Genomic DNA, 13957 nt, shown 5'->3' with positions numbered 1-13957 from the left:
GTTGTCCTAAAGTGGCCCAAATCAGCGGCCACTTTATCAATGATTCATACTTGTTGCGGGATTCTGGCTGTATATCTTACGGTCAACGGGTATACTTGCGCATTCCATCTAAATCCACTTGTATCGCGTGCGAATCTAACATGCAAAAGTTTGATACCAAGACCTTTCAGGGCCTGATCCTGACACTGCAAGACTATTGGGCGCGCCAAGGCTGTACCATTGTTCAACCCTTGGACATGGAAGTCGGCGCAGGAACCTCTCACCCAATGACGTGCCTGCGCGCACTGGGCCCGGAGCCAATGGCCGCCGCTTACGTGCAGCCGTCACGCCGCCCGACCGACGGGCGCTACGGGGAAAACCCGAACCGCCTGCAACACTATTATCAATTCCAGGTGGTGATTAAGCCATCGCCGGAAAACATTCAGGAACTGTACCTGGGCTCGCTGAAAGAGCTGGGGCTGGACCCGACCATTCACGATATCCGCTTCGTAGAAGACAACTGGGAAAACCCAACGCTCGGTGCCTGGGGCCTGGGCTGGGAAGTGTGGCTGAACGGCATGGAAGTGACGCAGTTCACCTACTTCCAGCAGGTTGGCGGCCTGGAGTGCAAACCCGTGACCGGCGAGATCACCTATGGTCTGGAACGCCTGGCGATGTACATTCAGGGCGTGGATAGCGTTTACGATCTGGTGTGGAGCAATGGCCCGTTGGGCATCACCACCTATGGCGATGTGTTCCATCAGAACGAAGTGGAGCAGTCTACCTATAACTTCGAATATGCCGATGTCGATTTCCTGTTCAGCTGTTTCGAGCAGTACGAGAAAGAAGCACAAACGTTGTTGGCGCTAGAAAAACCGCTGCCGCTGCCGGCTTACGAACGTATCCTGAAGGCTGCCCATACCTTCAACCTGCTGGATGCACGCAAGGCGATCTCGGTGACCGAGCGTCAGCGCTATATTTTGCGTATCCGCACGCTGACCAAGGCCGTTGCAGAAGCCTACTACGCTTCCCGTGAAGCGCTGGGTTTCCCGATGTTAGAAAAAAAGAACAGAGGCAGCCATGACTGAACAGACTTTCCTGGTGGAAATCGGCACGGAAGAGCTGCCGCCGAAGGCTCTTCGTTCACTGGCGGAGTCTTTTGCCGCGAATTTTACCGCCGAGTTGGATAACGCTGGCCTTGAACATGGCACAGTGAGCTGGTTCGCCGCTCCGCGCCGTTTAGCGCTGAAAGTCGCTAATCTGAGCGCTGCGCAGGCCGATCGTGAAGTGGAAAAGCGCGGCCCGGCGATTGCTCAGGCATTCGATGCCAGTGGTCAACCTAGCAAAGCGGCCGAAGGCTGGGCGCGCGGTTGTGGTATCACCGTCGATCAGGCCGAGCGTCTGGTGACCGACAAAGGCGAATGGCTGCTGTATCGTGCCCATGTGCCGGGCCAATCGGCACAGGAATTGCTGGCAGGTATGGTGAGCAATGCGCTGGCTAAATTGCCGATCCCGAAACTGATGCGCTGGAGTGATAAAGACACCCAGTTTGTGCGCCCGGTGCACACCGTGACCCTGCTGCTGGGTGCTGAGCTGATCCCTGGCAGCGTGCTGGGTATTGATTCTGCTCGTACCTTGCGTGGCCACCGTTTTATGGGTGAACCGGAATTCACCATCGACAACGCTGACCAATACCCGCAGATCCTGCAAGAGCGCGGTAAAGTGATTGCCGATTACGAAGTTCGTAAAGCGCTGATCAAACGTGACGCCGAGCTGGCGGCGCAAAAGATCGGTGGCAAAGCCGATCTGAGCGAAAGCCTGCTGGAAGAAGTGGCCTCGCTGGTGGAATGGCCGGTGGTGCTGACCGCCAAGTTCGAAGAGAAATTCCTGGCGGTACCGGCAGAAGCGCTGGTGTACACCATGAAAGGCGATCAGAAGTATTTCCCAGTGTATGACGCTGCGGGCAAACTGCTGCCGAACTTTATCTTTGTGGCTAACATCGAATCGAAAGATCCACAGCAAATCATCTCTGGTAACGAGAAGGTGGTGCGCCCACGCTTGGCCGATGCTGAGTTCTTCTTCAATACCGATCGCAAAAAGCGCCTGGAAGATCATCTGCCACGTCTGGAAACCGTACTGTTCCAACAGCAATTGGGCACCCTGCGTGACAAAACCGACCGCATTCAGGCATTGGCCGGTTGGATCGCCGGGCAGATCGGCGCTGACGTCAACCATGCCACCCGCGCTGGGTTACTGTCAAAATGCGATCTGATGACCAATATGGTGTTCGAATTCACCGACACCCAGGGTGTGATGGGCATGCACTATGCGCGTCACGACGGCGAAGCGGAAGACGTTGCCGTTGCGTTGAACGAGCAGTATCAGCCGCGCTTTGCTGGTGATGAGCTGCCGCAGTCGCTGGTGGCTTGTTCATTAGCGATTGCCGACAAGATGGACACCCTGGCCGGTATCTTTGGCATCGGGCAACACCCGAAAGGCGATAAAGATCCGTTTGCCCTGCGCCGCGCCGCGCTGGGCGTGCTGCGTATCATTGTTGAGAAAAACCTGCCGCTGGATCTGCAAACTCTGGCCGAAGAAGCCGTGCGCCTGTACGGCAGCAAGCTGACCAACGCCAAGGTGGTGGATGAGGTTGTTGACTTTATGCTGGGCCGTTTCCGCGCCTGGTATCAGGAAGAAGGCCACGCGGTAGACACCATTCAGGCAGTATTGGCACGCCGTCCAACCAAACCGGCCGATTTTGATGCGCGCGTGAAGGCGGTTACTCACTTCCGCACGCTGGAAGAAGCGGCGGCATTGGCGGCGGCCAACAAGCGTGTCTCTAATATTCTGGCCAAATCCAACGATACCCTGTTGGAGCAGGTGCGTGCTTCCGTGCTGAAGGAACCGGCAGAACTTAAGCTGGCGACTCATCTGGTGGTGTTGCGTGACAAACTGCAACCGGACTTCGCCGCAGGCCGCTACCAGGAAGCCCTGGTTGAGCTGGCGGCGCTGCGCGAAACCGTGGATACGTTCTTCGACAGCGTGATGGTGATGGCGGAAGATGAAGCGGTGCGCATAAACCGCCTGACGTTGTTGAGCAAGCTGCGTGAATTGTTCCTACAGGTGGCGGATATTTCCGTCTTGCAGTAAAGGTAATCGGTTGATGCTAAAAGCGCCTGCGGGCGCTTTTTTACCTTTTCGCATTCAGTTGATCTATTCTTATAGACCCAAAGAATATGTAGAAAAACCACTCCAAAAACGCTGAGATAGATGCATGGAATGCAGCAGCCGGTATGGAGCTTGATAAATTGATAACAGGAGTTATGTCACATGGTGGTAGGTATCCAGAGCAGAGGTTTCGCGCGTTGGTTGGCACCGGTGTTGGCATTGTTGGTGGTTATACAACTGACCGCCTGCGGCGATAAAGAACCGGAACAGCGTAAAGCATTCGTTGATTACTTGCAGAATACGGTCATGCGCAGCGGTATGAGTATCCCGACGCTGAGCGAAGATCAGAAACAGAAATTTGGCAATTATGCGGGTGATTACGCCATTTTGGTCGGTTTTTCCCAGCAGTTATCGAAATCGGTTGAAGCCAGCCTGATCCCAGTGCTGGATCAGATTAACCAAATCCATACTGCGCAGGATTACATGAGCAAGCGTGATAGTCTGCAACAATCGTTGGGTGCGTTGAACCTGCTGGGGCAACAGATCCAGTCGGCGAAGTTGCAGGCGGATAACGCTCGTACAGCATTGAAACAGCCGGACGATCTGAAAGCCGTTTACAATCAGGCGTATGATAAAATTGTCACCGTACCGGCCAATGCCTTGATGCCAACGATTCCAACCACGGCCAGCTTCGTGCAGGATCTGGTGCAGGTCGGGGATTTCCTCCAGGCACAGGGTAATCAGGTCAGTTTCAACAATGGCGGTGTACAGTTCCGTACCCAGCAACAGACGACGCAGTACAACACCATGATGGCGAATCTGGTAGCCAAGCAGCAGAATCTGCTGAATGCACAAAAAACCGTGCAGGGTGTGATGCAGTAAAGTAAGAGCGCTGCGATGTAGGGTATGATGTTAGTGGGGCCAGTATACTGGCCCCGGTATTTTATCCTGTATTTTTCTCATAACTTGCCACACTTCCCTCCAACACTTCTGTACTACACTTCTACTAGGCAAGGTATTGCCGAATCATCATTTCTTTTAATGTAGTTTTCTTTCATTCACTCCATGGTTAATGGCTGTCAGCGTGCAGGCTTACAGGGAAGGTGCCCTTTCTGACCATGATTTGGTGAAGAGATGTAAAATAAATTGTGATTAATATCACAAATAAAAAACAAACACTCAAAATTAAAATGTGATTTTTATCACGTTTTTTGTGGGTTTAACGCGATTAATTTCTTGTTGTGCTTTTTTTACACCGGATAAATGTGATTTAAATCACAATAAATACCCGGTCATAGGGGTGTTGTATGTGATATGGATCATAAATTTGTCGAGCGATTCGCGTAGTAAAAAGAGCGTGGTAGAGTCCGTCTCGCATACAGCGTCAACATGGCTGGAACGTTACAACAATTATCACGCGCTCTTATTGTCAGCGCGTAACAATATGGGGTGTGTTTTATGTTTTCACCAGATATCAAGGTTAAAGTGCAAAACTTTGGCCGTTTCCTGAGCAACATGGTGATGCCCAACATTGGTGCATTTATCGCCTGGGGTATCATTACCGCGTTATTTATTCCTACCGGCTGGCTGCCAAACGAGACGTTAAGCAAGATGGTTGGCCCAATGATCACCTATCTGCTGCCATTGTTGATCGGTTACACCGGCGGTAAGCTGGTGGGAGGCGAGCGTGGCGGCGTGGTGGGTGCTATCACCACGATGGGCGTGATTGTCGGGGCAGATATGCCTATGTTCCTCGGTGCCATGATAGTTGGCCCGCTGGGCGGTTGGGCAATCAAACATTTTGACCGCTGGGTAGACGGCAAGATTAAAAGCGGCTTTGAGATGCTGGTGAACAACTTCTCTGCCGGTATTATCGGTATGCTGCTGGCGATCCTCGCTTTCCTGGGGATTGGCCCGTTGGTTGAAGCGCTGTCCAAAGTTTTGTCGGCTGGCGTGCATATCATGGTGGTCAACAACCTGTTGCCGTTGACGTCCATCTTCGTTGAACCCGCGAAAATCCTGTTCCTGAATAATGCCATTAACCATGGTATCTTCTCGCCGTTGGGTATCCAGCAGGCGACCGAAGCCGGTAAATCGATCTTCTTCCTGATCGAAGCTAACCCTGGCCCAGGTATGGGCGTGTTGATGGCCTACCTGTTCTTTGGCCGTGGGAATGCCAAACAGTCTGCGGGCGGTGCGGCGATCATCCACTTCCTGGGCGGTATTCATGAAATTTATTTCCCTTATGTGCTGATGAATCCACGCCTGATTCTGGCGGTTATTCTGGGTGGGATGACCGGCGTGTTCACCTTGACCGTGCTGAACGGTGGCCTGGTTTCCCCTGCTTCTCCGGGTTCTATTCTGGCCGTGCTGGCCATGACGCCAAAAGGGGCTTACTTCGCTAACCTGACCGCGATTTTCGCGGCGTTCCTGGTTTCATTCCTGGTTTCTTCCTTCTTGCTGAAAACCTCGAAAGTGAAAGAAGAAGACGATTTGGAGGAAGCAACTCGCCGTATGCAGGACATGAAAGCGCAGTCCAAAGGCGGTAAAGGCGTGGCTAATGCCGCGGCTGATGGCGATCTGAGCACCGTGCGTAAAATTATCGTGGCCTGCGACGCCGGTATGGGTTCCAGCGCCATGGGAGCCGGTGTGCTACGTAAGAAAGTGGCCGACGCCGGGCTGAAAAATATCTCTGTGACCAACAGCGCGATTAACAGCCTGCCGGAAGATGTGGACCTGGTGATTACGCACCGCGATCTGACCGAGCGGGCGATGCGCCATGCGCCACAGGCCCAGCATATCTCACTGACTAACTTCCTTGACAGCCAGTTATACAGTGATTTGACCGCGCGTTTGGTGGCGGCGAACAAAACCACCGAAACTGAGCAAAAGGTGATCGCTACGCTGGACGACAGCTTTGATGCCAGTGAGCAGAATCTGTTTAAACTGAATGAAAGCAACGTGTTCCTCAACCTGCATGCCAGCGACAAAGAGCAGGCGATACGCTTTGCGGGTGAGCAACTGGTGAAAGGGGGCTATGTTGAGCCTGAATATGTTGCAGCCATGCTGGAGCGTGAGAAGCTGACGTCTACCTATCTGGGTGAGTCAATCGCCGTGCCGCATGGCACTATTGAAGCTAAAGACCGGGTGTTACGCACTGGCGTGGTATTCTGCCAGTATCCGCACGGCGTGCGTTTCGGTGAAGAAGAGGATGAGGTTGCGCGCCTGGTGATCGGCATCGCCGCACGCAACAACGAGCATATCCATGTGATCACCAGCCTGACCAATGCGCTGGATGACGACAGCGTTATTGAACGGTTGGCGAGCACCACCAGCGTACAAGAAGTGCTGGACTTGCTGGGTGGCAAGAAAGCCTGATAGACAGAATCATTTTAAAGGGTGCAGCTTGCTGCACCCTTCTACATTAATAAAGGTAGGAATATGAAAGCATTACACTTCGGGGCTGGGAATATTGGCCGTGGCTTTATCGGTAAACTGCTGGCCGACGCACATGCCGAACTGACTTTTGCTGACGTCAACCAAACGGTGCTGGACGAACTTAACCAACGCAATGGCTATCAGGTGCATGTGGTTGGCGAGCAGGCGCGTGTTGAAAACGTGAACAACGTCAAAGCGGTCAACAGCGGCAGCGAAGAAGCGGTTGCGTTAATCGCCAGCGCCGATATTGTGACCACCGCTGTTGGTCCGCAGATCCTGGGCAGAATCGCCGGGACGATTGCCAAAGGGCTGATCCAACGCCATCAGCAGGGTAATACTCAGCCATTGAATATTATTGCCTGTGAGAATATGGTGCGCGGCACCAGCCAACTGAAGCAGCATGTGTTCGACGCCTTATCGCAGGATGAGCAGGTTTGGGTAGAACAGCATATTGGTTTCGTTGATTCAGCGGTTGATCGCATTGTGCCACCCGCAGAAGCGGGCAGCAGCGATCCGCTGGAAGTGACGGTAGAAACCTTCAGCGAATGGATTGTCGATCAAACGCAGTTTAAGGGCGAACCCCCAGCGATTGCTGGCATGGAATTGACCAGCAACCTGATGGCGTTCGTTGAGCGCAAGCTGTTTACCCTGAACACGGGCCATGCGATTACTGCGTATCTTGGCCAGCGAGCTAATCTGTTGACCATCCGCGAGGCCATTCTTGATCCGACGATCCGCCAGATTGTGAAAGGCGCGATGGAAGAAAGCGGTGCGGTGCTGATCCAGCGTTACGGTTTTGAGGCCGACAAACATGCGGCGTATATCAACAAAATCCTGTCCCGTTTTGAAAACCCGTATCTGCACGACGACGTAGAACGTGTTGGCCGCCAGCCACTGCGTAAGCTGAGCGCGGGCGATCGCCTGATCAAACCCTTGTTAGGCACATTGGAGTATGGCTTGCCGCATACCCATTTGATCCAGGGAATTGCTGCGGCCATGGGCTACCGGAGTGAGCAGGACCCACAGGCAAAAGAGTGGCTGGAACTGCTTGAGAAACACGGGCCAAAAGCTGCACTGGCGCAGGTTTCCGGGTTACCGGCGGACAGCGACGTGGTGGGTGAAGCGGTTGCTGCGTATCACGCGATGCAGCAACGCTAGGCTACTTACGTTTGAGGCCGGGCGGTGCTCGGCCTCTTTACGGGCTCCAGCACCCATGTAACGTGAAGTATGACAAGTATATAACGGCTAGTGGCAATGTTTGATGAATCATAGAGTGTTAAAGTACCCACCCCACGCCATTAGAAAAGCGATGATGATCGAGACACAAGCATTTGAAAATAAGGTTCTGGAAAAGCTGAACGCAGGTAAGACGGTGCGCAGTTTTCTGATTGCAGCGGTTGATCTGCTGGCAGAAGCGCTCAACGTCCTGGTGGTTCAGGTCTTCCGTAAAGACGATTATGCGGTGAAATATGCCGTTGAACCTTTGTTGTCCGGTGCCGGCCCGCTGGGCGAGCTTTCGGTGCGCCTTAAGCTGATGTACGGGCTGGGCGTGATTTCTCGCCAGGAATATGAAGATGCTGAATTGCTGATGGCGATGCGTGAAGAATTGAATTATGACGGTGCGGAATACCGTTTTATCGATGACGAAATGCTGGGTCCCTTCGGTGAACTGCACTGCGTCAGCGCCTTGCCGCCGGTGCCTGCTTTTTTGCAGCCCGGCGAAGCGGATGAATCGCTGATTGCCATGCAGCACCAGCGCTATCAGCAGATGGTGCGTTCCACCATGGTGCTTTCGGTGACAGAACTGTTGGCCGGTATTGGAGCCAAACAGCCCTCTCGGCTTTCCCCGCTCGGCGCACAAAAACCTTAAGCGAAGGCGACACGCCACTCGTCAAACAGCAGCCATAGGGCCGTTATGGCCATCAAACCCGCCATCACCGCGTTGAATAACCGCAGCTTCCAGGTAATACGCAGTGCATGACGCAATCGATCGCCCATCAGCGCCCAGACCAAAACGCAGGGCATGTTCACTGCGCTGAAACTGGCGATAATCAACAGTGTTTGGCTAAGAGTGGCCCCTTCGCGTGGGGCAAACAGGATCGCCACGTTAATCACCATCAGCCAGACTTTCGGATTGACCGCCTGAAATAAGGCACCGCTGATAAAACGCATCGGCTGCACCTGCTGTTTAGCGTCTGGCGCGGCCGCGTTGAACAGTTTCCACGATAACCACAGCAAGTAAGTACAGCCTATGGTCGCTAGCGGGAAACGGATGGTGCCAATCCAGTTGAGGGCCACGGCCAGCAGCGCTGTCGTCAGAGCGAGCTGCACGGCACAACCTACAACGATGCCTAGCAGCATCGGCAGAGTGCGGCGGATACCGAAATTAACACCGGATGAGGCCAGCAACAGATTGTTGGGGCCGGGGGTAATCGCCATCACGGTAACGTAACTGACAAAAGCGGAGTCCAGCATATATACAGTTCCTAAAACAGATTGATACAGATGAGTTATCAGCATAAGGAGTTAGTTGGAGTGGTGACAGAATCAGAAATAAGATATTGTCATGGTTACAGTTGTATCAATGACTAACTGTAACCATCATCTGGAGACAAACTGTGACCCTGCTTAATGAGATCCCGGAAATCCGTTATCTGCAACTGGCGGAGACGTTGGCGGCGGCTATCCGCCGTGGCACTCTGTTGCCCGGTAGCCGGATGCCTTCAATACGGCGCAGTGCGCAGACTCATAGCGCCAGTATCAATACCGTGGTGGCGGCTTATCGCCAGCTTGAAGACCGTGGATTGATCGAAGCACGGCCGCAGTCCGGTTTCTACGTGCGCGCTACGCTGCCAGCGCTGAAAACCGCGTCTGCTCCCAGCCATCGGGTAGAAAAACCGGCAAACGATGTGCTGGCCTTGATCGATACGGTATTTGCCGCGCAACAAAATCTGCTATTCACCAATCTGTCGCTGGCCTGCCCACAAACCAGTGATTTTTATCCCGGTGGCAAGCTGGGGCGGATGCTGGCTTCACAGCTGCGCCGCCAGCCAAACCTGATCGGGCAATATGCTCTACCGCCTGGCAGCCTGCGGCTACGCCAGCAGATCGCCCGCCGCTCCATGACCTTGGGGATGTTGCTGGAGCCGGGAGATATTACTTTGACGCACGGTTGTATGGAGGCGTTGCAACTGGCATTACGGGTCACCACCAAACAGGGCGATTGTGTGGGGCTGGAATCCCCGACGTATTTTTACCTGCTGCCATTACTGGCCAGTTTGGGGCTGAAAGCGTTGGAAATCCCGACCGATCCCCAACAGGGCTTATCGTTGGACGCGCTAGAACTGTTGCTGCAAGAAAAGCGGCTCAATGCGGTGATTGCCATGCCAACGGTGCAAAATCCGTTAGGTTGCACTATGCCGCTGGCGGCGAAAAAACGCTTGGCACAGTTGATGAACGATCATCAGGTGCCATTGATCGAAGATGGCTTGTATGCTGAATTGCAGTTTGGTGGGGCGCTCAGCCCAGCGGTGAAAGCTTTTGATCGCGAAGGATGGGTATTGTTCTGTTCCAGTTTTACCAAAACACTGGCACCGGATTTCCGCGTAGGTTGGGTTGCCGGTGGGCGTTTCAATGAGGCGTTGCGCAAACTGAAAGCTGTGTCTTCTATGGCAGAGTCACAGCTGTTGTCGGAAACATTGGCGATGTTTCTGGAAACCGGCGGCTACGATCACCACCTGCGCAACTTGCGCAAACGCTATGCCGCACAGGTCGAAGAGGCCAGAGCGTTGCTCGCACGTCATTTTCCCCGTGGCACAAAGGCGACACAGCCTGCGGGGGGATTCGTGTTCTGGGTGGAGTTCCCGCTGGCGGTAGACGTGGTGGCACTGTTTCACCAGTTGCTAGAGGAACAGATCTGCCTGACACCGGGTACGCTGTATTCCCCCAGCGGGCGTTACCGTAACGGGCTGCGGCTGTCTTGCTGTTATCCGTTTGATGCGCGTTACACCCAGGCGCTGGCGCGAGTGGGAGCTAAAGCCTGCGAGATGAGCGGCCTGCCGCCGGGTATCGCGCAAGGCGAGTAACTGCGCCTGCATTTTGCTACAATGCGGGAATGACTTTTTAGCGACAGCCGCTAGCGGCACACACAGGCCAATGACCATGAAAGAGAAAGAAAAGGCAGAGATTAAGCGCCTTAGCGATTTGCTGGATGCACTGAACCATAAAGATACCGCAGTGGCCCAACAGGGTAATCCTGATCTGATTGCGCAACATACCAAAGAAAAAGAGAAGCTGACGACAGAAATTGAACGCTTAAAGCATGTGCGGGTTGAGAAACTGAGTGCGGAAGCGCAGAAGCTGAGTCAATTGCCGTTCAGCCGTGAAATCACCAAGAAAGAGCAGGCGGATATGGGCGCGTTGAAGAAAAACGTGCGTGGCCTGATCGTGGTGCATCCGATGACGGCGCTGGGCCGTGAAATGGGTCTGAAAGCCGTCACCGGTTACGCGAAAAAAACCTTCTAACCTGCGCAGTTGGGGCGGCGCTGTTCGCTCCAACTGCCGCTATCTTCTTTTGCGGTACTTCCCTGTCGATGTTGAATCACGCCCTTTATTGACCAAGCAGGCGGCGGTTGAAGTCTTCAATTCTGCTGGTAGTGATGCGTGTCAGCATGGTTTTACTCCAACTGGCAGAAAGCCCTGCGGCGGCCAGCAGGCGGCGATACTGTTCTGCGTCGAACGGCAGGTGCCAGGCAATGGCAATCGCCTCAGCGACGGAAACCTCACTGCTGCGGGCGACCAGTTCAAGCGGTTGTTCACCACTGACCATACCCGCAGACACCACACGGTATAACCAACCGCAGTGGCCGCTTTGCTGCATCAGCACCGAGAGATTACCGATAGCGAAATGTGCGTTCAGTTTGAAGCACGGTGAACGTGGTTGAGTGACTTGAATCAGCGCTTCTCCCCAACGGAAGATATCGCCCATAAACACATTGTGCTCGGTCAGGCCAAGAGTGGAAATGTTTTCCCCAAACGCCGGGGCGGCGAACAACTCGGCTTGTGCCGGAAACTGCCTGCGCCAGTGGATGTAATGTTCACGCGGGTAGTGGCATAGTGCCCGATCTGGCCCACCGTGATGCGCCTTTTCAGCCTGTTCGTCCCCTTCCAGGCCCAATGGTGTGAGCTTTATCGCCCCTTCCACCAGACGTTTGGCAATCGCACTGGGCCGCCTGCCTGCGTAGGGTTGAATGTTGCCGATGTAAACCTCAGGGGGGTGCATCATTGCCTCCATTTTTATCTCCTTGGCCAGCGGTGAATAGCCCTGAATAGCCTGAGTTGACAAAGAGCAACAGAGTAGCCTGTGCCGAGCAGGGCAAGCATCAGAAAGTGGTCCAGTTATTTTCCGCTGCTGAGGCGGTGGTTTCCCGTACCTTTGTCGCTTGGGAGGACTTTATTACTGCATTTTTTGCCTCGGCAAGTTCGTTACGCTCCGCCAGGCGGAACACGGAAACGCTTTGCAGCAGCATTTCAGCCTGTTCTTCCAGTGAGTCAGCGGCGGCGGCGGATTGTTCCACCAACGCGGCGTTTTGCTGGGTGGTGTGATCCATTTCAACAATCGCCTGGCCTATTTGCGCAATACCGCGTGTTTGCTCGTCAGAAGCGGCGGCAATTTCTGCCATGATATCGCGCACATGCGTCACTGAACGGACGATCTGTTCCATGGTATTACCGGTGTCTTCCACCAGTGCGGTGCCGGTCTGTACGCGGCTGACGGATTCAGCGATCAACCCTTCTATTTCCTTTGCCGCCTGCGCACTGCGTTGGGCCAGATTGCGCACCTCGCTGGCGACCACCGAGAAACCACGCCCTTGCTCACCCGCTCGGGCAGCCTCTACCGCTGCGTTCAACGCCAGAATATTGGTCTGGAAGGCAATGCCGTTGATCAGGGTGGTAATTTCCGCAATCCGCTGCGAACTGCTGGAAATATCGCGCATTGTGCTGACCACGTTATTGACCAGTGCGCCGCCCTGTTGGGCGGTTTGTGAGGCGTCGGTTGCCAGTTGGTTGGCGTGATGGGCATTATCGGCGTTCTGTTTCACCGTGGCGGTAAGTTGTTCCATACTGGCGGCGGTTTCTTCCACAGCGGCGGCCTGTTGCTCGGTGCGAGAGGAAAGATCGGTATTCCCTGCGGCAATTTCCCCGGCGGCGGTGGATACCTGGCTGACGCCTAACTGAATTTTCTCAATCATATCGCGCAGATTCTGGCTCATTGCGGCCACGGCATTCAGCAACTGGCCGAGCTCATCACGGCGAGAACTGGCCTGCATCTTGCGCAAATCGCCCGTGGCGATACGTTTTGCCAGTTCCAGAGCATTCTGTAACGGGTGAGTAATTTGCAGCGTGATGCGCCATGACACCAAAAGGCCCGTGAGAATCGCAATAACCGTAGTGATCCCCATCTGCCACTGGGCGGCAATAATGTTCCCGTTGGTTTCCTTCAGTTCATCTTGCATAAACACGCTGGTCAGCGCATCAATCTCCTGAGCCGTCTGACTCAGCTGTTGGCTGAGTTTTTGCTCGTTCTCGTAGGCGGGCAGATAGGCCGCGATGCGGCTTCTATACTCATCAAGTGCTGCCAGCAGCGGTTGCAGCAAGGGTTCCTCTAAACGCTGGTTGAGCGTATTGGCGGCACTGCGGGCATCGTCGATAGCGTTCATCACCTGTGCCTCAACGTCATTATTCGGTGTCAGCAGCAGGCCACGCACGCCAAAGCGGATAAAGGTCAGCTTTTGGTTGAGTTGGGCAATCGGCAGTTGCAGGTCACTGTTGTTTAACTGGCGTGCAACCTGGCTCAGTTCCTCTTGTATTTCGGCCATATTCCAGCTGGCGCGTATCGCGTCTTTTTTGGTGACGGCGGCCTGGAAAACATCTCGCTGTTGCTGGTATTTGCCGATTAATACTTTCAGTTTTTCCAGTTCGTTACGGCTATGTGGGTCCCAATTCAGCTCCAGTGCATGATTGACCAGCTTCACCACATTTTCGATATGGGTGCGGTTGCTGTCCAGGTGCTCGATTTTGTAGGTCTGGCCGAACATGGCGCGGGCGTATTTCGCCTGGCTGATTTGAGTGGTGATTTGAGAACTGAAATCAATGCGTTCGGTGCGCGATTTGATGAGATGAAGATAGTAGCTCCCGGTGCCGGCGATAATAATTGCCAGTAATAAAACGAGGGAAAACCCCAATGAAAGCTTTTTACCCACGGTGAGATGAATGAATTTCCCGGCCATTGCCTTCAATACCCTCATGAGATTTTCCTTGCGAGGAGAACGTTAATGGAGTCAATCATCGGCAAAACGTGGTCAAACTTTAG

Annotated in this window: 11 protein-coding genes; 8 read left to right on the top strand and 3 right to left on the bottom strand. The window is 53.9% G+C overall.

Translation table 11 applies throughout. The features are described from left to right. Window positions 1-140: 140 nt before the first annotated feature. The 6 genes from glyQ (at window position 141) to Z042_RS03790 (ending at window position 8455) form a co-directional block, all read left to right on the top strand. Window positions 141-1067: a glycine--tRNA ligase subunit alpha gene (glyQ, locus tag Z042_RS03815; protein WP_024912873.1), complete on the top strand. Its 927-nt coding sequence runs from the start codon at window positions 141-143 to the stop codon at window positions 1065-1067. After that, window positions 1060-3129 (top strand): glycine--tRNA ligase subunit beta, encoded by a 2070-nt coding sequence (gene glyS, locus Z042_RS03810; RefSeq protein WP_024912872.1) that lies wholly within the window; start codon window positions 1060-1062, stop codon window positions 3127-3129. The genes glyQ and glyS overlap by 8 nt, the downstream gene beginning before the upstream one ends. Window positions 3130-3309: 180 nt before the next feature. After that, the gene (locus tag Z042_RS03805) at window positions 3310-4029 is read left to right on the top strand and encodes a DUF3053 domain-containing protein (RefSeq protein ID WP_024912871.1); all 720 of its coding nucleotides are present in this window, start codon (window positions 3310-3312) and stop codon (window positions 4027-4029) included. 576 nt (window positions 4030-4605) lie between these two features. Next, window positions 4606-6525, top strand: coding sequence for a PTS mannitol transporter subunit IICBA (locus tag Z042_RS03800; protein ID WP_024912870.1), 1920 nt, complete (start codon window positions 4606-4608; stop codon window positions 6523-6525). A gap of 63 nt (window positions 6526-6588) precedes the next feature. Further along, window positions 6589-7743 (top strand): mannitol-1-phosphate 5-dehydrogenase, encoded by a 1155-nt coding sequence (locus Z042_RS03795; RefSeq protein ID WP_024912869.1) that lies wholly within the window; start codon window positions 6589-6591, stop codon window positions 7741-7743. 151 nt (window positions 7744-7894) lie between these two features. Further along, window positions 7895-8455 carry an MltR family transcriptional regulator gene (locus Z042_RS03790; RefSeq protein ID WP_024912868.1) on the top strand — a complete coding sequence of 187 codons (561 nt, stop codon included), beginning with the start codon at window positions 7895-7897 and terminating at the stop codon, window positions 8453-8455. On the opposite strand, the gene Z042_RS03785 is transcribed toward Z042_RS03790, so the two are convergent. After that, on the bottom strand, window positions 8452-9060 hold the full coding sequence (locus tag Z042_RS03785) for a LysE family translocator (protein ID WP_024912867.1): 609 nt from the start codon (window positions 9058-9060) through the stop codon (window positions 8452-8454). The genes Z042_RS03790 and Z042_RS03785 overlap by 4 nt on opposite strands. A 143-nt stretch (window positions 9061-9203) precedes the next feature. Between Z042_RS03785 and Z042_RS03780 the strand changes: the two genes are divergently transcribed. Both Z042_RS03780 and Z042_RS03775 read left to right on the top strand, forming a co-directional pair. Continuing rightward, window positions 9204-10670, top strand: coding sequence for an aminotransferase-like domain-containing protein (locus tag Z042_RS03780; RefSeq protein WP_024912866.1), 1467 nt, complete (start codon window positions 9204-9206; stop codon window positions 10668-10670). A 76-nt stretch (window positions 10671-10746) separates the two neighbouring features. Continuing rightward, complete coding sequence (locus Z042_RS03775; protein WP_024912865.1) at window positions 10747-11109, top strand: YibL family ribosome-associated protein; 363 nt, start codon at window positions 10747-10749, stop codon at window positions 11107-11109. Between the two features lie 85 nt (window positions 11110-11194). Here the strand turns inward: Z042_RS03775 and yiiM are convergent, their stop codons facing one another. Both yiiM and Z042_RS03765 read right to left on the bottom strand, forming a co-directional pair. Then, the gene (gene yiiM / locus Z042_RS03770; protein WP_024912864.1) at window positions 11195-11866 is read right to left on the bottom strand and encodes a 6-hydroxyaminopurine reductase; all 672 of its coding nucleotides are present in this window, start codon (window positions 11864-11866) and stop codon (window positions 11195-11197) included. Window positions 11867-11966: 100 nt separating this feature from the next. Beyond that, on the bottom strand, window positions 11967-13892 hold the full coding sequence (locus tag Z042_RS03765) for a methyl-accepting chemotaxis protein (protein WP_024912863.1): 1926 nt from the start codon (window positions 13890-13892) through the stop codon (window positions 11967-11969). Window positions 13893-13957 lie beyond the last annotated feature (65 nt).

Source organism: Chania multitudinisentens RB-25 (assembly GCF_000520015.2).
GTDB lineage: Bacteria > Pseudomonadota > Gammaproteobacteria > Enterobacterales > Enterobacteriaceae > Chania > Chania multitudinisentens.
Note: the sequence above shows the minus strand (reverse complement) of the source record. Positions and strands in the feature narration are given on the sequence as shown.